The organism is Streptomyces iconiensis (assembly GCF_028657195.3).
Taxonomy (GTDB): domain Bacteria; phylum Actinomycetota; class Actinomycetes; order Streptomycetales; family Streptomycetaceae; genus Streptomyces; species Streptomyces iconiensis.
Genome location: NZ_JANCPR020000082.1, coordinates 1 through 24,685 on the forward strand (window position 1 = coordinate 1; position 24,685 = coordinate 24,685).

The following is a 24,685-nucleotide window of genomic DNA, read 5'->3' on the forward strand; positions in this document are numbered from 1 at the left end:
GCCTGGGGGTGGGGCGGGGTCATCGGTGCTTGGTGGGAGATGGGCTCGCTGGGGGGCCGGGGAGGGAGTCGTTAGGGGTGTTTGGTTAGGCGGTGCAGGGTGTGGAGGAGGGCTTGGGTGCCTGTTTCTAGTTTGGGGCGGGGGCAGCCGGCGTTGAGGCGGAGGAAGCCGGGGGAGCCGTAGGAGGTGCCGGGCATGATGGCTACGCGCTCGCGGGTGATCAGTTCGTGCTGGAGGGTGCCGTCGTCGATGCCCAGGGGGCGAAGGTCGATCCATGCGAGGTATCCCGCCTCTGGTGGGGCCCAGGCGAGGTCGGGGAATGTGGTGTGCAGGCTCGAACGGATCAGTTCCAGGTTGCCCCGTAGGTAGGTGCGGAGGGCGTCGAGCCAGGGGGCGCCGTGGCGGTAGGCGGCGATGTGGCCGACCAGGGACAGTACGGCGGGGGACGAGAGGCCGTCGGCGTCCTTGAGGGCGCGCAGGTAGGCTTCGCGGGTTTCGGGGTCGCTGAAGATGCCGTAACTGCCGGTCAAGGCGGGGATGTTGAAGGACTTGGAAGCTGAGGTGACCATGGCCCAGCGTGCCCCGGGGCGGCCGTGGAGTGCCCACGGGCGGTGGACGTGGGGCTCGTGGGCGAGGTCGGAGTGGATCTCGTCGCTGATGACCGCTACGCCGTACCGCTCGCAGAGGCGGGCCATGTGGGTGAGTTCGTCGCGTGTCCACACCTTGCCCGTGGGGTTGTGCGGCGAGCACAGGAGGAGGACCGAGGTGTCGGGCAGCGCGAGGAGGCGTTCGAGCTGGGTGAAGTCGTCCACGGGGCAGCCACGCAGTTCGCGGCCGTGCGCGGCGAGGGTCTTGGGGAAGGCGTCGTAGGCGGGGGTGTGCACGACCACGCCGTCCCCCGGGGCCGACCACAGGCGAAGGAGCTGGGAGATCTGGTAGACGACGGAGGGCGCGTACACGATCGTTTCGGGGTCGATCGCGGTGTCGTGGCGCCTCGCGTACCAGTCGGTGACGGCGGTCAGGAAGTCGCTGTGCCGCCAGCGCGTGTAGCCGAGGACTCCGTGGTCGAGGCGGGTGCGGAGGGCTTCGAGGACCTCGGGGGCCGTCTCGAAGTCCATGTCGGAGATGGTGAAGGGCAGCAGGTCGGGCACGCCGAAGCGGTCCTCGACGTAGTCCCACTGGGTGCACCAGGTGCCGTGCCTGTCGATGACGCGGTCGAAGTCGTAGGTGGGGGTCATGGGGCTCACTTCGTCCGGACGAGGCCGTCGAGTGCGTCCTTGACGGACTGCACCTGGGGGCCGATGACGACCTGGACGGTGTGCGCGTCGAGCGTGACGACGCCTACGGCGCCGAGCTTCTTGAGCCGGGCCTCGTCGAGCTGTGCGGCGTCCTCGACGGTCATCCGGAGGCGGGTGATGCAGTTGTCGAGGGTGCGGATGTTGGCGGGGCCACCGAGCGCTTCGAGGATGGCTACGGGGTCGTACTTGCCCGCGACCAGTTCCGGCTTCGGCCCGTCCGCCGGGGCTTCCTCGCCGGGCTCGGCCGACTCGTCGTCCGGCTCCGGCTCGTCCCGGCCGGGGGTCTTGAGGTCGAAGCGGCGGATCGCCCAGCGGAAGAGGAAGTAGTACGCGGCGAACCAGACGGCGGCGATGACCGGCACCAGGTACCACTTGGTCGTCGTGCCCTGGAGGACGCCGAAGACGAGCCAGTCGATGACGTTGCCGTCGGTGTTACCGATGAAGACGCCGAGGACGGCCGCGGTGAGGAAGCCCAGGCCGACGAGTACGGCGTGGATGAGGTACAGCCAGGGCGCGATGAAGAGGAAGAGGAACTCCAGCGGCTCGGTGATGCCGCCGACCACACAGGCGACGACGCCGGAGATGAGCAGCGCCTTGATCTCGGGCCGCATCGCGCGCCGCGCGCAGTGGTACATCGCGAGCGCGGCACCCGGCAGCCCGCCGAGGTAGGCGGCCATCTTGCCCTGGGAGAGGAAGTGGGTGGCCGAGGTGACGTCGGCGTTGGCCGGTGCGTTGCAGTTGAGCTGCGCGTAGAACATGTTGAGCGCGCCGCTGACGTGCTCGCCGCAGACGGCGCCCGAGCCGCCGACATCGGTGAAGCGGAACATTGCGACGAGCACGTGGTGCAGCCCGACGGGGCGCAGCAGCACCTCACCGGCGCCGAAGAAGAACGGGCCGAAGACCCCGGCGTGCCCGATGGCCTCGCCGATGTCCTTGATCCAGCCGTTGAAGGTGGGCCACACCAGCGGGATGAGCAGCCCGAGCACGCTGAGCACCAGCGCGGAGATGATCGGCACGAACCGCAGCCCGCCGAAGAAGGCGAGCGCGTCGGGCATCCGCTGGGTGCGGAAGCGGCGGTGCAGTACGGACACGATGATGCCGACGACGACGGCGCCGACCAGCCCGGTGTCGATGGACTGGATGCCCAGCACGTCGGCGATGCCGTAGTGCGCGATCTGTCCCTTGTCCTCGAAGTCGACGTCCCGTGCGGTGAGGAAGAAGTTCACCGCGAGGTTCATCGAGACGTACCCGACGAACCCGGAGAAGGCGGCGACGCCCTTGTCCTCGCGCGCCAGGCCCAGGGGGATCGCCATCGCGAACAGAACGGGCAGGAAGGTGAAGGCGACCTGCCCCGTGTTGGCCATCCACGTGAAGACGAGGTGGAAGCCCTCGCCCTGGAGGAAGGTGAGGTTGCCTGTGACGGCGTCGCTGGAGAGCGAGGAGCCGATGCCCAGCATGATGCCGCAGAACGCGAGCAGAGCCACCGGAAGCATGAATGTCTTGCCGAGCCCCTGGAAGAACTCCCAGAGCGCGGATTTGGCCTGCCGTATTCGTGCGATCTTCATCGGCTCAGTCTGCATGTCAGGACATCTGTAATTGCAGGGGGAACCACGTTACGAATTCATAGCGAATGGCCGTTGTGCTGTTTGCGGAACGTCTCGTTACTCTCTGCCACGGTCCCGGTTCTCGCACGGCAAGGGCCCGGCCCTCCTGATTGGTGGAGGACCGGGCCCTTGCCGCGTGCGTACGGCGTGGAGGTACGGGGCTCACTTCATGCGGGTGCCCGTGGAGCGCAGGTTGCCGCACGCGGTCAGGACGCGCTCGGCCATGCCCTTCTCGGCGGCCTTGCCCCAGCTGCGCGGGTCGTAGACCTTCTTGTTGCCGACCTCGCCGTCGATCTTCAGAACGCCGTCGTAGTTGCTGAACATGTGGGCGGCCACGGGACGCGTGAAGGCGTACTGCGTGTCCGTGTCCAGGTTCATCTTCACGACGCCGTTCTCCAGCGCGGTGGCGATCTCCTGCTCGGTGGAGCCGGAGCCGCCGTGGAAGACGAAGTCGAACGGCTGCGCGCCAGCGGGCTTGCCGAACTTCGCCGCGACGCCCTCCTGGAGGTCCTTGAGCAGCTCGGGGCGGAGCACGACGTTGCCGGGCTTGTAGACGCCGTGGACGTTGCCGAAGGAGGCGGCGAGCAGGTAGCGGCCCTTGTCGCCGAGGCCGAGCGCGTCGGCGGTGCGGATGGCGTCCTCGACGGTGGTGTACAGCTCGTCGTTGATCTCGTGGGTGACGCCGTCCTCCTCGCCACCGGTCGGCGTGATCTCGACCTCAAGGATGATCTTGGCCGCTGCCGCATCGGCCAGCAGCTCCTGCCCCAGCTCCAGGTTGTCCTTGAGCGTCTCGGCCGAGCCGTCCCACATGTGGGACTGGAAGAGCGGGTTCTCGCCACGCTGCACGCGCTCACGCGAGACGGCGATCAGCGGGCGGACGTAGCCGTCGAGCTTGTCCTTGGGGCAGTGGTCGGTGTGCAGCGCGACATTGACCGGGTACTTCTTGGCCACGATGTGCGCGAACTCTGCGAGCGCCACGGCGCCCGTCACCATGTCCTTGCTGTACTGGCCGCCCAGGAACTCGGCGCCGCCCGTGGAGATCTGCACGATCCCGTCGCTCTCCGCCTCGGCGAAGCCGCGCAGCGCGGCGTGCAGCGTCTGCGACGAGGTGACGTTGATGGCGGGGTAGGCGAACCTGCCTGCCTTCGCCCTGTCGAGCATCTCGTTGTAGACCTCGGGGGTTGCGATGGGCATCAGACCGCTCCTTTGTGGTTCGTACCGGTACAGGCTCGACGCCGTCGTCGGCCCTATCTTTCCAGACCGTGCCGAATGCTCCAGACCCGGCGCTTCACACATTCACGACCCTGGGATGTGCCTGTCGCGCCGCCACCCTGACAACCCCCTGGACCCGCCGTCCGAGACGGAAGCGGAAGGTTCCACGTGAAACCTCGCACCCTCTCGGGCCGGGTCAGGTCAGCCCAGATCGAGGTCCTTGAGGTCGAATGCGTGTACGTACGGGAGTCCGGCGTCGGCCATCGCCGAGGCGGCGCCGCGTTCCACGATCGTCGCCACCGCCACCACCTCGGCGCCCGCCTCGCGTGCCGCTTCCACCGCCGTGAGCGGGGAGTTGCCCGTCGTGGAGGTGTCCTCGACGACCAGCACCCGGCGTCCCGAGATGTCCGGGCCCTCGATACGGCGCTGAAGTCCGTGCGCCTTGCCCGCCTTGCGTACGACGAACGCGTCCAGCCTGCGCCCGCGCGCCGCCGCCGCGTGCAGCATCGACGTGGCGACGGGGTCGGCTCCGAGCGTGAGTCCGCCCACCGCGTCGTAGTCGAGATGCGCCGTGGCGTCCAGCATCACCTGGCCGGTCAGCGGGGCCGACTCGCCGTCCAGGGTGATCCGGCGCAGGTCGATGTAGAAGTCCGCTTCGGCGCCCGAGGAGAGCGTCACCTTGCCGTGTACGACGGCCTTGTCCTTGATCTGCGCCAGCAGCGCGCTGCGCACGTCCTCACTCATGAGGCCCCAGCCTATGCCGTGGCCGCGGACGCTCACTTCCATGCCTTCCCTCTGACATGTCCTCGCCGTAACATCCGGCCCCCGCGTCACAGCACGGCCTCACCCCACCCCGGAGGTCTCCCATGAGACGCACGACCCCGTTACGCGCGGCGTTCGCCGCACTCGGTTCGGCCGCGCTCCTCGCTCCCCTCGCCGCCGGTGCGGCGGCGAAGGCCGGCGAGCCGGACGGCGGCGGACCCCTCAGCCGGGCGCCCCGTCCCGACAAGGAGCACATCACCTCGCTGTCCCGCCCCGACCTCGCCCGCGAGGCCCCGGCGCTCTCCACGATCCGCACCGGCAAGGAGGACGACAGGCTGCTGCTGACCGATCCGGGCACGGACAGCACGGGCGGCATCGGCATCTACGCCAACAACGGCGACCTGGTGTGGTGGCAGGACGGCACGTACACCAACCTCAACGCCACGACGTACAAGGGCGAACCGGTTCTCAGCGCGTACAAGGGCAGCTCGAACGAGGGCTCCTACGTACTGCTCGACAGCGCGTACCGGGAGGTGGCCTCCTTCGCCATGAAGGGCTACTCGACGGATGTGCACGACTTCCAGATCAGCCCGGACGGCAAGCGGGTGCTGCTGCTCAGCTACGACCCGGTGAGCTACGACCTCAGCGAGCACGGCGGGCCGGCCGACGCGACGGTCACCGACGCGGTGATCCAGGAACAGGACATCGGGACCGGCGAGGTGACGTTCGAGTGGAGCGCCCTCGACCACATACCGATCACGGAGACACAGGTCTCGCTGAACGAGAAGGACGTCGACTACGTCCACTTCAACTCGCTTGCCTACGAGCCCGACGGCACCCTCCTGGCGAGCGCCCGGCACAGCAGCACCGTCTACAAGATCGACATGGCCGACGGAAAGATCGTCTGGCGACTGGGCGGCGAGAACAGCGACTTCACCCTTCCCCGGCTGGCCGACGCGTTCAGCTTCCAGCACGACGCACGGCGTCTGCGCGACGGGAGCGTCTCCGTCTTCGACAACGGCAACCTCGCCAACCCGCAGGTCTCCCGCGGCGCCGTCTACAAGCTCGACGGGGAGGACAGGCTCGACGGGAAGGACAGAACGGCGGCCCTCGTCCGCGATCTCCAGCCGCATCCGCCCCAGTTCGGCTCGTACGTCGGCTCCAGCAACGAGATGCTGAACGGCAACCAGCTCGTCAGCTACGGCAACACCGGTGAGATGGCCGAGTTCCAGGGCGAGGAGCCCGTGTGGGCCGGTGCGTTCCCCGAGGGGTACTTCTCCTACCGTGCCCAGCGCGCCGACTGGAAGGGCACCCCGGCCAAGGCCCCCGACGTGACCCTCAGCGACGGCCGCGCCGCGGTGAGCTGGAACGGTGCCACCGAGGTGGACCGTTGGCGGATCTCGGCGGGGGGCACGGTGAAGACCGTCGAGAAGGACGGCTTCGAGACGCGGGTGACCCTGCCGGGTCAGGCGAAGGGCGCCGACCCGGTGCGGGTCAGCGCCCTGGATGAGCGGGGGGAGGTCCTCGGCACGCGGACGGTCCGGCGGTAGCCTCCGGCGGCCACGGCGCGAAGAGAGAGCCCCTTCCCGAACATCGCGGAGTGCACGTCGTCCGTGGCCCGTCGCGCAGTTCCCCGCGCCCCTGACGGGCACGGACTCACGCGAGCGTGCGCCCACCTGCCCGGCGGCCACGGCGCGAAGAGAGAGCCCCTTCTCGTACGTCGCGAAGTGCACGCCGTCCGTGGCCCGTCGCGCAGTTCCCCGCGCCCCTGACGGGGCACGGACTCACGCGAGCGTGCGCCACGTCCACGTGGTCGTGACCTCCAGTGGGTCGATCGGAGTGACCTGGCGGGGATGGGAGTTGAGCCCGTTCGGGGGGCCGGTCTGGGGTTCGACGCATACGCCCTCGGCCTGCTCGTCGTAGACGACGGCCCACTCGGCCCTGCTGTTGAGCGTGAGTTCCAGCTCGTCGGGCCAGGTCAGGGTCGCCGAGATGCCGCCGGGCATGCCGAAGCAGTCGTCCCACGGGCCGGGCGCCGGGTCGATGCGCCTGCCCGTGGGGATGTGGTCCTCGCCGCGCTCCTCCTGCCAGGTCGGGGAGAAGTCCAGGCGTACGTCCTCGCCGCCCTGGCCGAAGTTGCGCAGGAACCACGGGTGCCAGCCGGCCTGTGCGGGGAAGGACACGTCGAAGGTCTCGACGCCTAGCTTGAGGGTGAGCCCCGAACCGTCCTCGGCCAGCTCGACGATCTGGGTGACCCTGCCCTCCCAGGGCCAGGGGTCGGTGAGGTCGTAGGTGAACGTCGCCTTCGTACGCGTCAGACCCGGCGCGGCGTGCCAGGCGGCGTCGCGGACGGTGCCGTGGATGGCGTGGGGGCCGTTGTTGAGCGGGAGTTGGAACATCTCTCCGCCGTTGCGGAACCGGCCCTCTGCCGTACGGCCGCACCAGGGGGCCATCACGAACGAGCCGTACTTCGGTCCCTGGCGCAGGAGTTCTGTCCCGCCCACCCGGAGGGAGGCGAGCCTGCATCCGTGCTGGGGTTCGACGGTGACGTCGGTGTCACCGGCGCTGAGCACGACGGTCGTGGCTTCGGCGGGGGTGGGCAGATCAGTCATACAGCGACCCTAACGGCGTGTTCAACGGCGCCGCCGCAAGACCCGGCCGAGTACCACGGCTCCCGCGACCACAACGGCCGCCGCCGGCGCCGCCCAGCGCAGGGTGGCGGTCGCCGTCGCGGGCTCAGGAGCCGGTACGGGCGCGTAACGGCCGCGCGGCGGTGCGTGGTCGACCTCCTCGGCGCTTCGCCCGATCATCGTGCGCCGCGCGTGCGCCGCCTCGGCCGCGAGCGGTTCGAGCGGGCCTTCGTACCCCTCGGCGCCGGGCTCGGCGTCCTCGCCGCCCGGCTCGGGCCCCAGCGCCTCCGCCGGCTCGCCGTCGCGGCCCAGCGAGGAGGGCGGGACCTCGGTCTCGAAGAGCGGGGTCGAGCCCTGCTCGGGTTCGGGGATGCCGGGGATGGCGCGCTCGTTGTCGCCGGGTGCACCGATACCACCCGCTACCGGTCCCTCGTCGCCCTCGCGTACGCCCTCGGCCTCGGCGCTGCCCGCCGGCGGCTCCTGCCGGATGCTGTCGGCGAGCGCGGTCCCGAACCGGTCGAGCAGGCGGATGCCGGCCGATGTCGTGGCCTTGTCCTCCAGCGCGGCCAGCCGCCCGGTCCCCGTGACCGTGCCGGTGCACACCAGCGTGGTGCCCTCGCCGTCGTCGGACGAGCGCGGGGCGAGCGTGAGGGTCAGCTCGGCTGTGCCTTCACCGCGTGCCTCGCTGCCGCTGCCCGTGACCTCGAACTGCTCGAACGCCTCGGAGCCGTCGGCCGCGCCGACGGGGGTGAGGGTGAGGCTGCCCCTGTACGTGATGGTCGAGCCGCCGACGCGTACCCGCAGCCGACCGGTCATCCGGGCACCGGGGTAGGCGTGCTCTCCCTGCCCGGACCCGGCCGCTTCCGCGGCGGGTGTCCCGGTCGCTGTCTCTCCTGCGGACCCCGCGGTGGCCCCTGTGTCCTCGGCGTCCCCGGGGGCCTCGGCTGCCCGCTGCAGCCCGGGGACACAGCGCGCTACGCGCTCGGTGTCGGCGAGTGCGGCCCGCACGGAACCGGCGGAAAACGGAACGTACACCTCATGCTCCATGGCGCCGAGCCTATTACTCATGAGTCCGCCGCACATATGACTGGGCCGGATCCATCCCCGCACCTTCACCCCTCGCCCGCCCGTCACTCCCGGCGCCGTACGGCAGCACGTGGGACGGCGGCCGTCCTTCACTCCAGGTAACGGGGGTGCACCAGGGTCGAGGGCGGCAGGCCCTTCAGCCGGCCGCGCGCGGCGCGGCGCTCGGCCTCGCGGTAACCCTCGGTCGCCAACGGGCAGCACCGGCCGCCCCGTTGGGCCAGTACGAAGCCCCAGCTGCCCTCTCCTCCCCCCGGGCTGCGGCGGAGCGAGCGGTCGGGTCCCGAGGTGAAGGCCACGCCGGCGCCCTTGACCTGGTACGGCCAGGTACGCAGGCCGACGGAGCGCACGGTCGACTCGACCGTCCAGAAGTCGCGCCTTCTGCTGCCGGGCGAACTGGCGTGCACGGCCAGCCGTCCTTCCCGTGCGAGGGAGCGCGCGGCGAGCCCGTAGAACTCCTGCGAATACAGCTTGGTGCTCGACGAGATGCCGGGATCGGGCAGCCCGGAGAGGATCACGTCGAAGGGCCCTGAACCCGCGTGCGAGCGTGCCCTGAGCCAGCCGAACGCGTCACCTGCCACGGTCCGCACCCTGGGGTCGTCCAGGGACCCGCCGTTGAGGGCCCGCAGCCCGGGGTCGCTGCGGGCGAGGCGGGTGACACCCGGGTCCCGCTCCACGACGGTGACCGACCGTACATCTGAGTAGCGCAGTACCTCGCGCACGGCGAGCCCGTCTCCGCCACCGAGTACGAGCACACGGGAGCGTGGGCCCTCGGCCATGGCGGGGCGTACCAGCGCCTCGTGGTACTTCCGCTCGTCGGAACCGCGTACCGAAAGCCGCCCGTCCAGGAAGAGCCGCAGCTCACCGGCGCGCGGCCACTCCCGCCGCTCGGCACCGCCCGTGAGCACCAGCTCCTGCATGCCTGTCCGCACGGCGACCCGTATGTCACCGCCGTAGACCGCGTGCCGCGCGGCGCGTTCGAAGTCATCGACGAAGGCGGCGCCGGCGACGAGAAGCGCCAGCACAGCGGCGTTCGCGGCGAGGAGCCGCAGGCGTCCGCTGGTGCTCAGATCGTGCCGGAAGAGCCACAGCACGACCATGCCGCCGGCGAACGCGTTGACGACACCGGTGAGCAGCGTGCCCGTCAACTGCCCGTAGAGCGGCAGCAGAAGGAAGGGGAAGGCGAGCCCGCCGACGAGTGCGCCCACGTAGTCGGCCGCGAACAGATCGGCCAGCGCGCCGCCCGGGTCCTGCGCGCGGATGCGCTGGATGAGCGTCATCAGCAGCGGCATCTCCGCACCGATGAGCACCCCGATGGTGAACGAGATGACGACGAGCGCGATCCGCGCCTCGCCGAACCACGCGAACGACGCGTACAGCGCCATCGCTGAACCGCCGCCGATGAGCGCGAGCAGCGCCTCGATATAACCGAATCCGGCCGCGGCGCAGCCGCACAGCCGTTTCGCGAGGAGCGAGCCGACGCCCATCGCGAAGACCATGACGGACAGCACGACGGACGCCTGGGTGACCGAGTCGCCCGCCAAGTACGAGGCGAGGGCGACCAGTTCCAGCTCGTAGACGAGCCCGCACGCCGCACAGAGGAAGACCGAGGCGAGCACGAATCCGCGCCCCAGTGCCGCGGGAACGGGCAGCCGCGCGCCCCTCTCGACGGCCGGGGAACGGTGGATCACAGGGGAACGGTACGTGACATCTATGGCACCCTCGGTCACTCACACGGGTGCTCACCCGCAGGGCTCACAGGCTCCTCACGCCCTCACGGATTCGCCCGCGGGAGAACGTTCCGCCTCGCGGACAGTCACGGCGGAGGACCGTTCCCGCATCGCCCCCACCCGCGTACGCGTGGAGACGAGGCGTCCTTCCTGGGGGTAGGCGTGCCAGGTGCGCCACTGCACCTGAAGCTCGTGGCGCTGGACGAGCAGCGCCGTGAAGGCGTGCGGGGCGCCGGGGAAGGTGCCGGCGAGTCCGTTGGGATGGTCGGCGACGAGGGCGAGCAACTCGGCCGCGCGCCCCGAGAACGAACCGGGCGACAGCGTCTCGACCCGCGTCGCGAACTCGTACTCCCATGCGCCGAAGCGCTTGGAGACACCGAGTGGAAGGGGCGTACTGCTGCCCGGCATACAGGCGACGGTCTCCGAACAGGAGCCGTACCCCTCGTCGAGCAGCACCTGATGCGAGGCGCCGAGCAGCCGCAACTGCACGTGTGCGCCCGTGAGTTCGAGGTCGAGGCACGCGAGCGCCGGCAGGGGCTCGCGTCCCAAGGCCCACGCGAGGTCGCCGGCGCGGGTATCGGTATAGGCGGTCTTCAGAGTGGTGAGCATGGGTCGGCTCCGCAAGCACGCAGTGGAGGGTGGGCCGGCCCACCCCTCGATGTCCCGAGGCTCCGGTGGCTCTCGGGGACGCCAATTCACCGAATCACGAAAGGCTCCGCGTCCCCAGCGCTTTTACCCAACTTCTCCAGATTTCCATCCCATAGGTACGGAACAGGTCACGTGTTCTCCCTCAGCCAGGCGCACGACATCGCCCGAACCCTCAGGAACCGGGCAGGTTCACAGAACCGCATTCGAGCGATCGTTCCGCTTCGGGGCCTCATTCGAGAGACCGTTCAACGCACACGGGCCCATCGAGGGCCCGTGCAGCTACGCGTGCCTGTTCCGCTTCCGGCTCCCCCGGCGCGGGGAGCCCTTCCGAAGCGGAGCTCGGCCCCCCCCTGAAGCCACTCCCCTGCCGACCCCTTCACTGCGAGGACCGGCTCCAAGGGGCCTCCCCTTTGCGGGGGCTGCTCAGCCGCCGCCCCCGCCGCCACCGCCACCGCAGCCGCCGCCTCCTCCGCCGCCCCCTCCGCAGGAGGTGCCGCTGCCGGCGCACGAGCTGCCGCCGCCGTCGCCACCACCTGCCCACCAGGAGCCGCCGTGGCTGCTGCTGCCGTGGGTGCCGCCTCCGCCGCTTGCCGCTTTCGCCACCGCCGTCAGCAGTCCGATGCCCGCCACAACGGCCAGAACGATCAGGAATACCACCATGTGCGGTTCCCCCTTATGGTCTCAAGTGCCTTTCCGCACACCCGTATTGACGCCTGTCGGGCGTGAACGGCTCCTGCCCCCGCCGCACCAATTCGAAAGCAGAGTTGAGGAAGCCCAGAGGTTCCCGGAGGATGACGGCCATGACTGCTGGCCACGCCGCCGCCGCGGGCGCACGGGGAGCCGGAGGTGCCTCTCGGACCGGATCCGGGGAAGCGCGTCCGCTGCTCAACCGCCGTCTCGCCGAGTTCGGCACCACCATCTTCGCCGAGATGTCCGCGCTCGCCACGCGTACAGGCGCCATCAACCTCGGGCAGGGCTTCCCCGACACCGACGGGCCCGAAGAGGTCCGCGAGGCCGCGGTTCGCGCGCTGCGGGACGGGCGCGGCAACCAGTACCCGCCCGGGCCCGGCGTCCCCGAACTGCGAGCCGCCGTCGCCGCGCACCAGCTGCGCTTCCACGGCCTCACCTACGACCCCGACACCGAGGTCCTGGTCACGGCCGGCGCCACCGAGGCCATCGCCGCCTCGCTGCTCGGGCTGGTCGAGCCCGGCGACGAGGTGATCGCGCTGGAGCCGTACTACGACTCGTACGCCGCCTCCATCGCCATGGCGGGCGGCACCCGCGTCCCGGTCACCCTGCGCCCCACAACGGAGGGGCCCGGCACGGGCCGCACCTACCGGCTCGACCTGGACGAACTGCGGGACGCGGTCACCGACCGCACGCGCCTCATCCTCCTCAACACCCCGCACAACCCCACCGGCACCGTGCTGCGCCGCGACGAACTCGCCGCCATCGCCGAACTGTGCGTGGAGCGCGACCTGTTGGCCGTCACCGACGAGGTCTACGAACATCTCGTCTACGAGGGCGAGCACCTTCCGCTCGCGGGCTTCCCCGGTATGCGCGAGCGCACCGTCACCATCAGTTCCTCCGGCAAGACGTTCTCGTTCACCGGCTGGAAGGTCGGCTGGGTCACCGCGGCGCCGCCGCTCGTGACCGCCGTCCGCTCGGCCAAGCAGTACCTCACGTTCGTCTCCGCCGGGCCCTTCCAGTACGCCGTCGCCGAGGCGCTCGCGCTGCCCGACGCGTACTACACCGGGCTCCGCGACGACCTGCGCGCCAAGCGCGACCTGCTCGCGCACGGCCTCGGACAGGCCGGGTTCGGCGTCTTCAGCGCGCCGGGCACCTACTTCATCACCACCGACATCCGCCCCCTCGGGGCCACCGACGGCACGGCCTTCTGCCTCGCGCTCCCCGAACGCTGCGGCGTCGTCGCCGTCCCCACCCAGGTCTTCTACGACCACGCGGCCGAAGGCGCTCCCTACGTCCGCTTCGCTTTCTGCAAACGCCGGGAAGTCCTCGAAGAGGCCGTGAAGCGCCTGCGCGACGCGCCACCCGCATAACGGCGCCGCAGCCACGCAACGACCCCAGCAGGCGCCCGGTGGAATCCCCAACTCCCGTTCCACCGGGCGCTATTGGGCCCACGAGTGGGCTTGTGACGCTCCTCACACTCGGGTGCTTCGCGTAGCCATACGTGTACTTTATGAGCGACAGGTCATCACCATTCGGATACGGGGGATCAATTCGATGAGGACCACTATGTCTCGCCGCGCCGCGGGCGTCGCACTCGTCAGTGCCGCGCTCATGACCGGCGGAGCCGCCACCAGCCACGCCGCGCAGTCCACAGGGACTGCCGGTTCCGAGACGCGGAGCACCGCACGCGTCGCGGCCGAAGCCAAGAGCGGCCAGCAGATCCAGGCCGCCCGCTGGGCGCAGTGCACCGCCCAGGTCAACAACCCGCACTGGTCGAGGGGTGCCGGGTCCGTCATCTTCAAGACGCGTGTCTCCTGCCAGGGCAACATCCCGAGGGTGCACGTGAAGGTGCGCGGAAAGCTCCACAAGAAGAGCGGCAACAGGTGGGTTTCGGTCGCGGCCTCCAACGAGACCAAGGTCAAGGTCACCAACGGCAGCGTCTCGACGTACTACACGCCCAAGCCGAGCGGTACGAACGTCACCAGGGACGGCACCTACAAGGGGACGATCACCGTGCAGATCACCTCGCCGGTCCGGGGAACCGTCGGCACCGCCTCCTCAAGGTCCGTCAGGGTCAACACCCCGGGCTCCTAGCCCAGGAAACGAGGAGTTCAGCAACATGCACTGGGAAGTCAGGCCGGAACTGGCCGCGTTGGAGTCCGGGCTCGACCCGGATGTACTGGCCGTGCACCTGTCGCAGTGGTTCGCCGCGCACGGCGTGAACGCGCTGCCTCAGCTCACGGTCAGCGACGCGGGCCATGCCTCGACCGTCGGCGCCAACTTCACCCTGGCGGCCGACACCCCGGGGCAGGCGCTCGACGAGGCCGTCCGGCTGCTGCGGAAAGCGGCGGAGGAATCCGCGATTCCCGTAGGCCCGCTGGAGGAGGCGGAGATCGAACGGGCGGAGCCCGGCGAAGCCGGTACCGCCGCGCCCGCCTCCCACCAGGGGAACTGACCCTCCAGGACGCACGACGCACGACGACGATGCCCCTGCGGCTCCGTGAAGGAGCCGCAGGGGCATCGTCGGTTTCCGCGCTGTGCGGCGCACACCGTGCGGTGCCGCGCAGCGGGCTGTGCCGTGGTGCGCTGTGTCACGGTGCGCTGTGGGAGACCTACTTCTCGTCGCCTTCGCCGCCGCCTTCGCCCTCGGCGGAGTCCACGTCCTTCTCCAGACCGAACTGCTCCACGAGCCACTTGTCGAACTCGATGGAGGCCCGCACCCAGCTCACCGTGCTGGAGACGAAGTGCTCCAGGGAGACGCCGGTGCCGATCAGCATCTGCGCCTCACCGATGAGACGGACGCTGCCGTCGTCGTGCGTGTGGCTGTACACCTTCGGCCACAGCGTGCGGCGGTTCCAGTCGTCGATGGCCTCAAGAAGCTTGGGCTTGTCGTCGATGGTGTGCGGCCGGTCATAGAACGTACGGACCGAGAAGACCTGCTGCTCCTCCTCGCCGCGGAACATGAAGTAGGTGCGGAACTCCTCCCACGGCGCCGCGAGGTCTCCCTCGTCGTCGACGACGTACTTCAGCTCCATCTGGTCCAGAAGCTGCTTGACGAGGTCTTGGTCGGGGATGATCGGTCCGCTGGGACCGGACTCCTCCGGCTCGGGCTGGCCCCCGAAATTCGGAATCGAGGACGGGTCGATGCTCACGTGGGTGTTCCCTTCATACGGCTCCCGCCATCCTCCCGCACGAGGCCCCCGCAATGACAACCCTGGAGGTACGGCGCTGCCGAAGACCGCTCCGTACACGCCCCGTCCGGGTACCGGGGACCGGAGCCCCGCCGGCCCCGCCCCGGCCCCGGCGCCGGGACGGAATCAGGACGTTCCCACCGCGAGGCCCTCCCAGCCGTCCACATGGTCGACCCGCACCGTGTCGCCGTCGCGAACGTCGCCGGCGAGGATCTCGCGTGCGAGCTGGTCCCCGATCGAGGTCTGGACGAGCCGGCGCAGGGGGCGTGCCCCGTACGCGGGATCGTTGCCCTCGGCGGCGAGCCAGTCGAGCGCTGCGGGGGTGACATCGAGGGTGAGGCGCCGCTCGGCGAGGCGGCGCTGGAGCGCGTCGATCTGGAGCTGGGCGATCCGGCGCAGCTCGTCACCCGCGAGGGCCGAGAAGATGACCAGGTCGTCCAGGCGGTTGAGGAACTCAGGGCGGAAGGCGGCCCGTACGGCGGCGAGCACCTGTTCCCGCTTCTCCTCCTCCTTCTCCAGGGGGTCGATCAGATGCTGGCTGCCCAGGTTGGACGTCAGGATCAGGATCGTGTTGCGGAAGTCGACGGTCCGGCCCTGCCCGTCGGTGAGCCGGCCGTCGTCGAGGACCTGGAGCAGTACGTCGAAGACGTCGTGGTGCGCCTTCTCGACCTCGTCCAGCAGAACCACGCTGTACGGGCGGCGCCTTACCGCCTCGGTGAGCTGACCGCCTTCCTCGTAGCCGACGTAGCCGGGAGGGGCGCCCACGAGGCGGGCCACCGAGTGCTTCTCGCCGTACTCACTCATGTCGATACGGACCATGGCCCGCTCGTCGTCGAAGAGGAAGTCGGCCAGCGCCTTGGCCAGCTCCGTCTTGCCGACACCGGTGGGGCCGAGGAAGAGGAAGGAGCCGGTGGGGCGGTTGGGGTCGGCGATGCCGGCACGCGTACGGCGTACGGCGTCGGAGACGGCGCGCACGGCCTGCTTCTGGCCGATCAGGCGCGTGCCCAGCTCGTCCTCCATGCGCAGGAGCTTCTGGGTCTCGCCCTCCAGCAGGCGGCCTGCGGGGATGCCGGTCCAGGAGGCGACCACGTCGGCGATGTCGTCGGAGCCGACCTCCTCCTTGACCATCGTGTCGCGCTTGGCCTCCTCCTCGGCCTCGGCCGCCTCCTCCAACTCCCGCTCCAGGCCCGGGATCTCCCCGTAGAGCAGCTTGGACGCGGTGTCGAAGTCGCCGTCGCGCTGGGCGCGTTCGGCCGTGCCGTGCAGTTCGTCGAGGCGTTCCTTCAGCTCACCGACGCGGTTGAGGCCCTGCTTCTCCTTCTCCCAGCGCGCGGTGAGGCCCCGCAGCTCCTCCTCCTTGTCGGCCAGCTCACGGCGCAGCCGCTCCAGGCGTTCTACGGAGGCGGGGTCGGTCTCCTTGTCGAGGGCCAGCTCCTCCATCTTGAGCCGGTCGACGGCGCGCTGGAGTTCGTCGATCTCCAGAGGTGAGGAGTCGATCTCCATACGGAGCCGGGAGGCGGCCTCGTCCACGAGGTCGATGGCCTTGTCGGGCAGGAAGCGCGAGGTGATGTACCGGTCGGAGAGCGCGGCGGCGGCGACGAGCGCGCCGTCGGCGATCTGCACCTTGTGGTGCGCCTCGTACCGCCCCTTGAGGCCGCGCAGGATCGCGATGGAGTCCTCGACGGTGGGCTCGGCGACCAGCACCTGCTGGAAGCGGCGCTCCAGCGCGGGGTCCTTCTCGATCCGCTCGCGGTACTCGTCCAGCGTGGTGGCGCCGACCATGCGCAGCTCGCCCCTGGCCAGCATCGGCTTGAGCATGTTGCCCGCGTCCATGGCGGAGTCGCCGCCGGCGCCCGCGCCGACGACGGTGTGCAGCTCGTCGATGAAGGTGATGATCTGGCCGTCGCTCTGCTTGATCTCGGAGAGGACGGTCTTGAGGCGTTCCTCGAACTCGCCCCGGTACTTCGCGCCCGCGACCATGGCACCGAGGTCGAGCGCGACCAGCCGCTTGTTGCGCAGCGACTCGGGCACATCGCCCTTGACCACACGCTGGGCCAGGCCCTCGACGACGGCGGTCTTGCCGACGCCGGGCTCCCCGATGAGGACGGGGTTGTTCTTGGTGCGCCGCGAGAGCACCTGGACGACGCGCCTGATCTCCTGGTCACGGCCGATGACCGGGTCGAGCTTGCCCTCCCTGGCGGCGGCTGTCAGATCGGTGCCGAACTTCTCCAGCGCCTTGTACGTGCCTTCGGGGTCCGCATTCGTCACGCGTTGGCTGCCTCGCTGATCCTGGAAGGCTCCGAGCAGCTTCTTGTCGGTGGCGCCCTGCTCCTTGAGCAGCTCGCCCGCGGCCCCGCCCTTGGCGGCGATGCCGATGAGCAGATGCTCGGTGGAGACGTAAGTGTCGCCCAGTTCCTTGGCGCGCTGCGCCGCGTCCGCGATGACGGCGAGCAGCTCGCGGTCGGCCTGCGGCCTGCTGACGGTAGACCCCTGGACGCTGGGCAGCGCCCCCAGCTGCCGTTCGGCACCCGCGCGCAGCGCCGCCTGGTCGGCCTCTGCGGCGGCGACCAGATCCTGGATGTTCTCGTTGTCCTCGCCCGTGAGCAGGGCGAGGAGCAGATGCGCCGGGGTGATGTCGGGGTGTCCGTCGGTGACGGCGCGGCTGTTGGCCGCGCTGATCGCGTCCCGGCTCCTGTTGGTCAGCTCCGCGTCCACTGTCGTGCGTTCCTCCCTCGATGCGTGCGTGCTTGCCATCTCCAGCATGCAGCAAGTTGAGTCTACTTCACTCAACCCAACAGGGACCCGATTCGTTCCCGTCCCGGACCGCTCATTCGCCACCGCGGGCGGCACGCTCGCCGCCGCCGTGGACCGCTCACTCGCCACCGTCGCGGGCGGCACGCTCGCCGCCCTCGCGGGCGGCCCGGGTGAACAGGGCGCGTGCCCGGGACGGGAACGGGCGGCCGAGCACCTTCCCCGACTCCCCCACCGTCACCACAGCGACGACCGTCCCGGCCTGCCTCCCCTCGTGGTACCCCCGCAACCATGGGCCACCACTCGCACCCTGCGTCAGATCGCAGCCGTCCAGTACGAAGCTGCCGACGTTCGGCCGCGCGTACTCACCGGGAGGCGCCAGCCGCGCGGGGCCCGCGCAGTAGCGCAGCCGTTCACCGTCGTACGGGCCGCTCGCCGAGTAGCCGGCGACGGCGAGCGGCTCCCCGCTCTCCTCCGGCGCGAACGCGAGACGGTTGGCGCCGTCCGCCGCCTCCTGAACCGTGCGGCCGTTCTTACGGGCCACGGTCAGGAACGCCCAGTCGTCCGGCAGGATCTCGGCCAGCGGCCTGCTCACGTCCCAGCCCCGCGGCTGGTACCTGCCCCGCACCCGCCACCCCTCGGCACGGATACGCGTGCGGTCGCGCTGGCCCAGCCCGTCGTAACCGGGCAGGAAGTAGATCTCCTCTGCCCGTACCGGCTCCTCGGGGCTGGTCAGGCAGTGGGCCGCGGTGGCGATGACGCTGCCGTTGGGGGAGTCGACGATGGCGCCTGAGCACAGCCCCGTATGCCCGTTCGGCAGGAACGAGACCAGCTTGCCGACCGTCGCGATGGACCCCCCTGGCCATGAATCGCCGCCGGTCTCCTGCACCGCTCCCGTCCCAGGACCCGGCCCAGAACCCGCGCCGCCGAGGGTCGCCCCGATCAGCGCGCCGGCGAGGGCCGCCCCTACGCGGTACCGCTTGATCCCCATCAGTTCACGCTGAGCGCCGTCCCCCACGTGTACCACCGCAGCCGTGCGTCCGGGTGACCGTAAGAATCTCCCCAAGAGCGCATCCACCGGGCCGGTTCGTGAGTCTCATGACCTGAGCGGCACGCCCAAGAGGCCGCAGCACAGGGGCATTTGGAGCAAATACCGTGACCCACGACAAACGCGGCACCCATGCCAACCATGGCTCTGCCGGTCTCCACCGGATCTCCGCGGTACTCCTCACCGCGGGAGCCGTTCTGACGACGGGAGCACTGGCCACCCCGGCACAGGCAGCGCCGGTGCCGACGGCGGCCACGACCGCAGCCGCCGCGGCGCCTGCTGCTTCGGCTGCGGCTGCGGCTGCGGCTGCGGCCAAGAAGCCCGCCATTGCCGCCAAGGGCGGCTTCGTGATGAACAACGGCACTGGCGCCTCCCTCTACACCAAGGCGGCGGACACGCGCCGTTCCACCGGCTCGACCACCAAGATCATGACCGCGCGGGTGGTGCTCGCGCAGACGAACCTCAACCTGAATTCCAAGGTGAAGATCCAGAAGGCGTACAGCGACTACATCGTCAGGAAGACCGCGTCCTCGGCCCGGCTGATCGTCGGCGACAAGGTCACCGTCCGTCAGCTCCTCTACGGCCTGATGCTGCCCTCCGGCTGCGACGCGGCCTACGCCCTGGCCGACAAGTTCGGCAGCGGCTCCACCCGCGCCAAGCGCGTGAAGTCCTTCATCGGCAAGATGAACGCCACCGCGAAGAGCCTGGGCCTGAAGAACACCCGCTTCGACTCCTTCGACGGGATCGGGAACGGGAGCAACTACTCGACACCGCGCGACATGACCAAGATCGCCAGCAGCGCGATGCGGTACTCCACGTTCCGCACGATCGTGAAGACGAAGTCGACCAAGCAGAAGACCACCACGAAGAGTGGTGGGCACCGCTACATGTCCTGGAAGAACACGAACAACCTGCTCGGCAGCTACTCCGGCACGATCGGGGTCAAGACCGGGTCGGGGCCGCAGGCCAAGTACTGCCTGGTGTTCGCGGCGACCCGCGGCGGCAAGACCGTCATCGGCACCGTGCTCACCTCGTCCTCCGCTGCCCGCCGCACGGCGGACGCGAAGAAGCTGATGACGTACGGGTTCGCCAAGTGACCCGTACGTCCTGAGAGGGGCCGCGCCCCTCGCCCTGCGCCGAGCCCTCGCCCTGCGCCGGACCCGCGCTCCGCGCCGGGCTCGGGGTGCCCCTCGCTGTGCTTTGCGGGCTGCGGGCTCGCCGGGGTCGCTCGCGCAGTTCCCCGCGCCCCTTCAGGGGCGCGGGGAACTGCGCGGCCAGCCACAACGCAGCGGCAGCCCGCGACGTACAGGCGGGGTGCACAGGAACGCGGCGGAGCCGCTAGTTGCGGGGGTGGGGGCGCCAGACGACGAGGGCGCTGGACTGGTGCACGTCCTCGTACGGGACAAGGTCCCGGCGGTACGAGGCGTGCACCTGCGCCTCGCGCTGCCGCATCGCCGCCGCGGCACCCTCGACGGCCGAGGACAGCTCGGAGACCCGCGCCTTCAGCGCGGCCACCTGCTGCTCCAGCTCGATGATCCGCTTGATCCCGGCGAGGTTGATGCCCTCGTCCTGGCTGAGCCGCTGCACCTCGCGCAGCAGCTCGATGTCGCGCGCCGAATACCGCCGGCCGCGTCCGGGCGTACGGTCGGGCGAGACCAGGCCGAGACGGTCGTACTGGCGCAGGGTCTGCGGGTGCAGGCCCGAGAGCTGAGCGGCGACCGAGATGACGTAGACCGGCGATTCCTCGGTCAGTTCGTACGCGGCGCGTGCCGCAAAACCTCGCCTGTGTCCGTCCCGGCCGTCCACTTCAGTCTCCCTTCGCGGCCTTGAAGAGCGCGGCGCGCGGGTCCTCCGCCGCCGTGGCATCACGGTACGACTCCAGCGCGTCCTTCGCCTTGTCGCTCAGATCCTTCGGCACGGAGATGTCCACCGTCACCAACAGGTCCCCGCGTGTCCCGTCCTTGCGCGTCGCGCCCTTGCCCCTGGCCCGCATGGTGCGTCCTGACGGGGTACCCGGCGGGATCTTGAGGGTGACCGGCGGGCCGCCCAGCGTGGGCACCCTGACCTCGCCGCCCAGCGCCGCCTCCGGATAGGTCACGGGCACGGTGACGGTGAGGTTGTCGCCCTTGCGCCCGAACACCGGGTGCCTGTCGACGTGCACGACGACATACAGGTCACCGTTGGGCCCGCCGCGCTCGCCCGGAGCGCCCTTGCCGCGCAATCGGATGCGCTGCCCGTCGCTGACGCCGGCGGGGATACGGACCTGCATGGTGCGCGAACTGGTCGCGCGGCCCGAGCCCTTGCAGGTCTCGCAGGCGTCCTGCGCGATGAGGCCGCGGCCCTTGCAGTCCACACACGGGTCGGTCAGCGAGAAACCGCCGCCGCCACCGCGCGAGACCTGGCCCGTGCCCACGCACGTCGGACACACCCGCGGTGTGCCGTTCTTGTCGCCGGTGCCCGAACACTCCTTGCACGCGGCGCTGCTGGACATCCGCAGCGGAACGGTCGCCCCGTCCACGGCCTCGGTGAAGCTGAGCGTCACCTCGGACTCGATGTCCTGACCGCGCCTCGGCTGCGTACGGGTGGTGGTGCCGCCCCGGTTGAAGAGCCCGCCGAACACGTCGCCGAGCCCGCCGCCGAAGCCGCCCGCGGGGCCGCCGGGACCGCCGCCCCCGCCCTGGGTCCCTCCGAAGAGGTCGCCCAGGTCGAAGTTGAACGATCCGGCACCGCCGGGCCCTCCGGCACCGCCGGGCCGGTAGCCGCCGTTGCCGAAGAGCGTGCGTGCCTCGTCGTACTCCTTGCGGCGCTTGGCGTCACCGAGGACGTCGTACGCCTCGGAGGCGTCCTTGAACCGCTCCTCGGCCTTGGGGTCACCGGCGTTCGCGTCGGGGTGGTTCTCCCGTGCGAGCTTGCGGTACGCCTTCTTGATCTCGGCTTCGGTGGCGTCCTTGGGGACGCCGAGGACCTTGTAATAGTCCTTCTCGATGAAGTCCTTGGTACTCATCCCCGACGTCCCTCCTTCCGTCCGCGGTCAGCCCTCGTCCGGGCCACCGGTCTCCTCTTCTGCTGCCGGCGTTTCGCCCTCCGCTTCCCCGGGCGACCCGGCGGAACCGGGCTGCGGCTCGGCCACACCGACCCGCGCGGGGCGGATCGTCCGCTCGCCGATCCGGTACCCGGGCTGGAGGATCTGCACGCACGTCGTCTCCGTGACATCCGGAGAGTACGAATGCATCAGGGCCTCGTGGACCATCGGGTCGAAGGGCTCGCCCTCCTTGCCGAACTGCATCAGGCCCATCTTGGCGACGACCATCTCCAGCGACTCGGCAACCGACTTGAAGCCGCCGACCAGTTCGCCGTGGTCGCGGGCGCGACCGATGTCGTCCAGCACGGGAAGCAGCTCCGTCAGGAGGTTCGCGACCGCGACCTCCTTGACCGCGACGCGGTCCCGCTCGACCCTGCGGCGGTAGTTCTGGAACTCCGCCTGGAGCCGCTGGAGATCCTGCGTGCGCTCGTGCAGCGCCGTGCGTGTCTGGTCCAGCTCGGCGATGGCGGCCACCTGGCCGTCCTCGCCTTCCTGGCCGCCGTCCGTGTCGTGCATGTCCTGGGCCGTGCTCACGTCGTGCTCAGCCTTGTGGTCGGGCTGTGCGGGCTGGGCTGTCTGTCCGTCCCCGGCCGCCGCGCCCGGGGCCGCCGCCTCCTTGGCGGAGGCGGCGGACTGAGCGGCGTCGGCGAGCTCACCGGCATCGTCGGGGACGTCGGGCTCCTTGTCGAAGCCCGGAGTCTCCTCCGTCACGCTGCACCGTCCTTGGGCTTCTGCTGGTCGTCGTCGACGATCTCGGCGTCCACGACGTCGTCGTCCTGCGCCTTGCCCGCGTCAGCACCGGCACCCGCGGCGCCGGCCCCGGCCTCGGGGCCGCCGGCCGACTGCGCCTGCTGCGCGTCGGCGTAGAGCGCCTGGCCGAGCTTCTGGCTGGTGGCCGCGACCTTCTCGGACGCCTCGCGGATGGCCGCGGTGTCCTCGCCCTTCAGCTTCTCCTTGAGGTCCTCGACGGCGGTCTCGACCTCGGACTTGGTGTCGGCGGGGACCTTGTCCTCGTTGTCCTTGAGGAACTTCTCGGTCGTGTAGACGAGCTGCTCCGCCTGGTTGCGGGTCTCGGCGGACTCGCGGCGCTTGGCGTCGTCGTCGGCGTACTGCTCGGCCTCGCGCATCATGCGGTCGATGTCGTCCTTGGGCAGCGCGGAGCCGCCGGTGACGGTCATCTTCTGCTCCTTGCCCGTGCCCAGGTCCTTCGCCGCCACGTGCATGATGCCGTTCGCGTCGATGTCGAAGGTGACCTCGATCTGCGGCACGTTGCGCGGCGCCGGCGGCAGACCCGTCAGCTCGAACATGCCCAGCTTCTTGTTGTACGCCGCGATCTCGCGCTCGCCCTGGAAGACCTGGATCTGCACGGAGGGCTGGTTGTCCTCGGCCGTCGTGAAGGTCTCCGAGCGCTTCGTCGGAATCGTGGTGTTGCGCTCGATGAGCTTGGTCATGATGCCGCCCTTGGTCTCGATACCCAGGGACAGCGGGGTGACGTCCAGCAGCAGGACGTCCTTGACCTCACCCTTCAGCACACCGGCCTGCAGGCTCGCGCCGATGGCGACGACCTCGTCCGGGTTCACGCCCTTGTTCGCGTCCTTGCCGCCGGTCAGCTCCTTGACCAGCTCGGCGACGGCGGGCATACGGGTCGAGCCGCCGACGAGAACGACGTGGTCGATCTCGGACAGCTGGATGCCCGCGTCCTTCATGACGTTGTGGAACGGCGTCTTCGTACGCTCCAGCAGGTCCTGCGTGAGCTGCTGGAACTGCGCCCGGGTGAGCTTCTCGTCCAGGTGCAGGGGGCCTTCGGCCGAGGCCGTGATGTAGGGCAGGTTGATCGTCGTCTCGGTGGACGAGGACAGCTCGATCTTCGCCTTCTCCGCTGCCTCGCGGAGACGCTGGAGAGCCATCTTGTCCTTGCCCAGGTCCACGCCGTGGCCGGACTGGAACTGCTTGACCAGGTAGTCGACGACGCGCTGGTCCCAGTCGTCACCACCGAGGTGGTTGTCACCGTTGGTCGCCTTCACCTCGACGACGCCGTCGCCGATCTCCAGCAGCGAGACGTCGAAGGTGCCGCCGCCGAGGTCGAAGACCAGGATCGTCTGGTCTTCCTTCTCCAGGCCGTACGCCAGCGCAGCCGCGGTCGGCTCGTTGACGATCCGCAGGACGTTCAGGCCCGCGATCTCGCCGGCCTCCTTCGTCGCCTGGCGCTCGGCGTCGTTGAAGTACGCCGGGACGGTGACGACCGCGTCTTCCACCTTCTCGCCGAGGTAGGACTCCGCGTCCCGCTTCAGCTTCTGCAGGATGAAGGCGCTCATCTGCTGCGGGTTGAAGTCCTTGCCGTCCAGGTTGACCTTCCAGTCGGTGCCCATGTGGCGCTTGACCGACCGGATGGTCCTGTCCACGTTGGTGACCGCCTGCCGCTTGGCCACCTCGCCGACGAGCACTTCGCCGTTCTTCGCGAAGGCCACGACGGACGGCGTGGTCCTGGCGCCCTCGGCGTTGGTGATGACGGTGGGCTCACCGCCTTCGAGAACACTGACGACGGAGTTCGTCGTACCCAGGTCGATGCCGACCGCACGAGCCATTTCGGTTTCCTCCAGCTGATGTCTTGAGTGAAGCTGGCTCAAGGGTGCCTCATGGTTGGGGCTGCGTCAAAAGGCTTGAGTTGGTTGGGCTCAACCTCACTGCTTGTGCCTCGCGCATGGCGGTTCCTCGCATGGGCTTCACCCCTTGCCCCGTTGTGGTTTTGCGGGCTGCGCCCCGTGCCCCCTGTTGTGGTTCCTGTGGTTTGAAGCCAGTTTCCGTTCCTAATGGGGGCTTCGCCCCCTGGCCCCCGTTGGCCTCGCCGGCCGGGCGTCGGGGGGCTCCGCCCCCCGGCAATCCCCCCGCCAAAAGGGGCTCCGCCCCCTCTGGACTCCCCCGGCCGTATCGGGGCCAGGCTCTTGTGAAGTGAGAG

The 24,685-nt window shown here is 69.9% G+C and carries 21 protein-coding genes; 5 read left to right on the forward strand and 16 right to left on the reverse strand.

Annotated features, from left to right (window positions below; translation table 11 throughout):
* Positions 1–71: 71 nt before the first annotated feature.
* The 4 genes from NMN56_RS41410 to NMN56_RS41425 form a co-directional block, all read right to left on the reverse strand.
* Entirely contained in the window at positions 72–1,238 is a 1,167-nt protein-coding gene (locus NMN56_RS41410; RefSeq protein WP_274047270.1) for a MalY/PatB family protein, read from the reverse strand.
* Positions 1,239–1,243: 5 nt separating this feature from the next.
* Positions 1,244–2,863 carry a maltose/glucose-specific PTS transporter subunit IIBC gene (gene malX / locus NMN56_RS41415; protein ID WP_274047272.1) on the reverse strand — a complete coding sequence of 540 codons (1,620 nt, stop codon included), beginning with the start codon at positions 2,861–2,863 and terminating at the stop codon, positions 1,244–1,246.
* Positions 2,864–3,064: 201 nt separating this feature from the next.
* Positions 3,065–4,096 carry a class II fructose-bisphosphate aldolase gene (gene fbaA / locus NMN56_RS41420; protein ID WP_274047273.1) on the reverse strand — a complete coding sequence of 344 codons (1,032 nt, stop codon included), beginning with the start codon at positions 4,094–4,096 and terminating at the stop codon, positions 3,065–3,067.
* Between the two features lie 219 nt (positions 4,097–4,315).
* Positions 4,316–4,858: an orotate phosphoribosyltransferase gene (locus NMN56_RS41425; RefSeq protein WP_274047274.1), complete on the reverse strand. Its 543-nt coding sequence runs from the start codon at positions 4,856–4,858 to the stop codon at positions 4,316–4,318.
* Between the two features lie 122 nt (positions 4,859–4,980).
* Between NMN56_RS41425 and NMN56_RS41430 the strand changes: the two genes are divergently transcribed.
* Positions 4,981–6,426: an arylsulfotransferase family protein gene (locus tag NMN56_RS41430; protein ID WP_274047276.1), complete on the forward strand. Its 1,446-nt coding sequence runs from the start codon at positions 4,981–4,983 to the stop codon at positions 6,424–6,426.
* Positions 6,427–6,660: 234 nt separating this feature from the next.
* On the opposite strand, the gene NMN56_RS41435 is transcribed toward NMN56_RS41430, so the two are convergent.
* The 5 genes from NMN56_RS41435 to NMN56_RS41455 form a co-directional block, all read right to left on the reverse strand.
* On the reverse strand, positions 6,661–7,488 hold the full coding sequence (locus NMN56_RS41435) for an aldose epimerase family protein (protein WP_274047277.1): 828 nt from the start codon (positions 7,486–7,488) through the stop codon (positions 6,661–6,663).
* Between the two features lie 21 nt (positions 7,489–7,509).
* Complete coding sequence (locus NMN56_RS41440; RefSeq protein WP_274047278.1) at positions 7,510–8,553, reverse strand: SRPBCC family protein; 1,044 nt, start codon at positions 8,551–8,553, stop codon at positions 7,510–7,512.
* A 128-nt stretch (positions 8,554–8,681) separates the two neighbouring features.
* A complete protein-coding gene (locus tag NMN56_RS41445; RefSeq protein ID WP_274047280.1) occupies positions 8,682–10,280 on the reverse strand; it encodes a polyamine aminopropyltransferase in 1,599 nt (532 codons plus the stop codon).
* 75 nt (positions 10,281–10,355) lie between these two features.
* Positions 10,356–10,928 carry a DUF2617 family protein gene (locus tag NMN56_RS41450; RefSeq protein WP_274047281.1) on the reverse strand — a complete coding sequence of 191 codons (573 nt, stop codon included), beginning with the start codon at positions 10,926–10,928 and terminating at the stop codon, positions 10,356–10,358.
* 462 nt (positions 10,929–11,390) lie between these two features.
* Positions 11,391–11,627, reverse strand: coding sequence for a hypothetical protein (locus NMN56_RS41455; protein WP_274047282.1), 237 nt, complete (start codon positions 11,625–11,627; stop codon positions 11,391–11,393).
* A 140-nt stretch (positions 11,628–11,767) separates the two neighbouring features.
* On the opposite strand from NMN56_RS41455, the gene NMN56_RS41460 reads away from it, so the two are divergent.
* The 3 genes from NMN56_RS41460 to NMN56_RS41470 all read left to right on the forward strand — a co-directional run bounded on the left by NMN56_RS41460 (position 11,768) and on the right by NMN56_RS41470 (position 14,112).
* Positions 11,768–13,027, forward strand: coding sequence for a pyridoxal phosphate-dependent aminotransferase (locus NMN56_RS41460; protein WP_274047283.1), 1,260 nt, complete (start codon positions 11,768–11,770; stop codon positions 13,025–13,027).
* A 184-nt stretch (positions 13,028–13,211) separates the two neighbouring features.
* Positions 13,212–13,751 (forward strand): hypothetical protein, encoded by a 540-nt coding sequence (locus NMN56_RS41465; RefSeq protein WP_280842939.1) that lies wholly within the window; start codon positions 13,212–13,214, stop codon positions 13,749–13,751.
* A gap of 25 nt (positions 13,752–13,776) precedes the next feature.
* A complete protein-coding gene (locus NMN56_RS41470) occupies positions 13,777–14,112 on the forward strand; it encodes a hypothetical protein (RefSeq protein WP_274047285.1) in 336 nt (111 codons plus the stop codon).
* A 157-nt stretch (positions 14,113–14,269) separates the two neighbouring features.
* Here NMN56_RS41470 and NMN56_RS41475 read toward each other — a convergent pair whose 3' ends face one another.
* The 3 genes from NMN56_RS41475 to NMN56_RS41485 form a co-directional block, all read right to left on the reverse strand.
* Positions 14,270–14,809 carry a YbjN domain-containing protein gene (locus NMN56_RS41475; protein WP_274047286.1) on the reverse strand — a complete coding sequence of 180 codons (540 nt, stop codon included), beginning with the start codon at positions 14,807–14,809 and terminating at the stop codon, positions 14,270–14,272.
* A gap of 165 nt (positions 14,810–14,974) precedes the next feature.
* Positions 14,975–17,563: an ATP-dependent chaperone ClpB gene (clpB, locus tag NMN56_RS41480; protein WP_274047298.1), complete on the reverse strand. Its 2,589-nt coding sequence runs from the start codon at positions 17,561–17,563 to the stop codon at positions 14,975–14,977.
* A 157-nt stretch (positions 17,564–17,720) separates the two neighbouring features.
* Positions 17,721–18,590 (reverse strand): trypsin-like serine peptidase, encoded by an 870-nt coding sequence (locus NMN56_RS41485; RefSeq protein WP_274047287.1) that lies wholly within the window; start codon positions 18,588–18,590, stop codon positions 17,721–17,723.
* Positions 18,591–18,811: 221 nt separating this feature from the next.
* Between NMN56_RS41485 and NMN56_RS41490 the strand changes: the two genes are divergently transcribed.
* On the forward strand, positions 18,812–19,744 hold the full coding sequence (locus NMN56_RS41490; protein ID WP_274047300.1) for a D-alanyl-D-alanine carboxypeptidase family protein: 933 nt from the start codon (positions 18,812–18,814) through the stop codon (positions 19,742–19,744).
* 241 nt (positions 19,745–19,985) lie between these two features.
* On the opposite strand, the gene NMN56_RS41495 is transcribed toward NMN56_RS41490, so the two are convergent.
* From NMN56_RS41495 to dnaK, 4 genes are read right to left on the reverse strand one after another with little or no spacing between them, the layout of a single operon-like run.
* The gene (locus tag NMN56_RS41495) at positions 19,986–20,453 is read right to left on the reverse strand and encodes a heat shock protein transcriptional repressor HspR (protein WP_274047288.1); all 468 of its coding nucleotides are present in this window, start codon (positions 20,451–20,453) and stop codon (positions 19,986–19,988) included.
* Position 20,454: 1 nt separating this feature from the next.
* On the reverse strand, positions 20,455–21,651 hold the full coding sequence (gene dnaJ / locus NMN56_RS41500; protein ID WP_274047289.1) for a molecular chaperone DnaJ: 1,197 nt from the start codon (positions 21,649–21,651) through the stop codon (positions 20,455–20,457).
* Positions 21,652–21,678: 27 nt separating this feature from the next.
* Positions 21,679–22,440, reverse strand: a complete 762-nt coding sequence (gene grpE, locus NMN56_RS41505; RefSeq protein WP_274047290.1) for a nucleotide exchange factor GrpE — start codon at positions 22,438–22,440, stop codon at positions 21,679–21,681.
* A complete protein-coding gene (dnaK, locus tag NMN56_RS41510; protein WP_274047291.1) occupies positions 22,437–24,314 on the reverse strand; it encodes a molecular chaperone DnaK in 1,878 nt (625 codons plus the stop codon). Before dnaK ends, grpE begins: the two co-directional genes overlap by 4 nt.
* Positions 24,315–24,685: the final 371 nt, after the last annotated feature.

Coding starts and splice junctions, on each gene's coding strand:
- NMN56_RS41410 (WP_274047270.1), bottom strand. CDS start 1,238: ATGACCCCCACCTACGACTTCGACCGCGTCATCGACAGGCACGGCACC.
- malX (WP_274047272.1), bottom strand. CDS start 2,863: ATGAAGATCGCACGAATACGGCAGGCCAAATCCGCGCTCTGGGAGTTC.
- fbaA (WP_274047273.1), bottom strand. CDS start 4,096: ATGCCCATCGCAACCCCCGAGGTCTACAACGAGATGCTCGACAGGGCG.
- NMN56_RS41425 (WP_274047274.1), bottom strand. CDS start 4,858: ATGAGTGAGGACGTGCGCAGCGCGCTGCTGGCGCAGATCAAGGACAAG.
- NMN56_RS41430 (WP_274047276.1), top strand. CDS start 4,981: ATGAGACGCACGACCCCGTTACGCGCGGCGTTCGCCGCACTCGGTTCG.
- NMN56_RS41435 (WP_274047277.1), bottom strand. CDS start 7,488: ATGACTGATCTGCCCACCCCCGCCGAAGCCACGACCGTCGTGCTCAGC.
- NMN56_RS41440 (WP_274047278.1), bottom strand. CDS start 8,553: ATGGAGCATGAGGTGTACGTTCCGTTTTCCGCCGGTTCCGTGCGGGCC.
- NMN56_RS41450 (WP_274047281.1), bottom strand. CDS start 10,928: ATGCTCACCACTCTGAAGACCGCCTATACCGATACCCGCGCCGGCGAC.
- NMN56_RS41455 (WP_274047282.1), bottom strand. CDS start 11,627: ATGGTGGTATTCCTGATCGTTCTGGCCGTTGTGGCGGGCATCGGACTG.
- NMN56_RS41460 (WP_274047283.1), top strand. CDS start 11,768: ATGACTGCTGGCCACGCCGCCGCCGCGGGCGCACGGGGAGCCGGAGGT.
- NMN56_RS41465 (WP_280842939.1), top strand. CDS start 13,212: ATGAGGACCACTATGTCTCGCCGCGCCGCGGGCGTCGCACTCGTCAGT.
- NMN56_RS41470 (WP_274047285.1), top strand. CDS start 13,777: ATGCACTGGGAAGTCAGGCCGGAACTGGCCGCGTTGGAGTCCGGGCTC.
- NMN56_RS41485 (WP_274047287.1), bottom strand. CDS start 18,590: ATGGGGATCAAGCGGTACCGCGTAGGGGCGGCCCTCGCCGGCGCGCTG.
- dnaJ (WP_274047289.1), bottom strand. CDS start 21,651: ATGAGTACCAAGGACTTCATCGAGAAGGACTATTACAAGGTCCTCGGC.
- dnaK (WP_274047291.1), bottom strand. CDS start 24,314: ATGGCTCGTGCGGTCGGCATCGACCTGGGTACGACGAACTCCGTCGTC.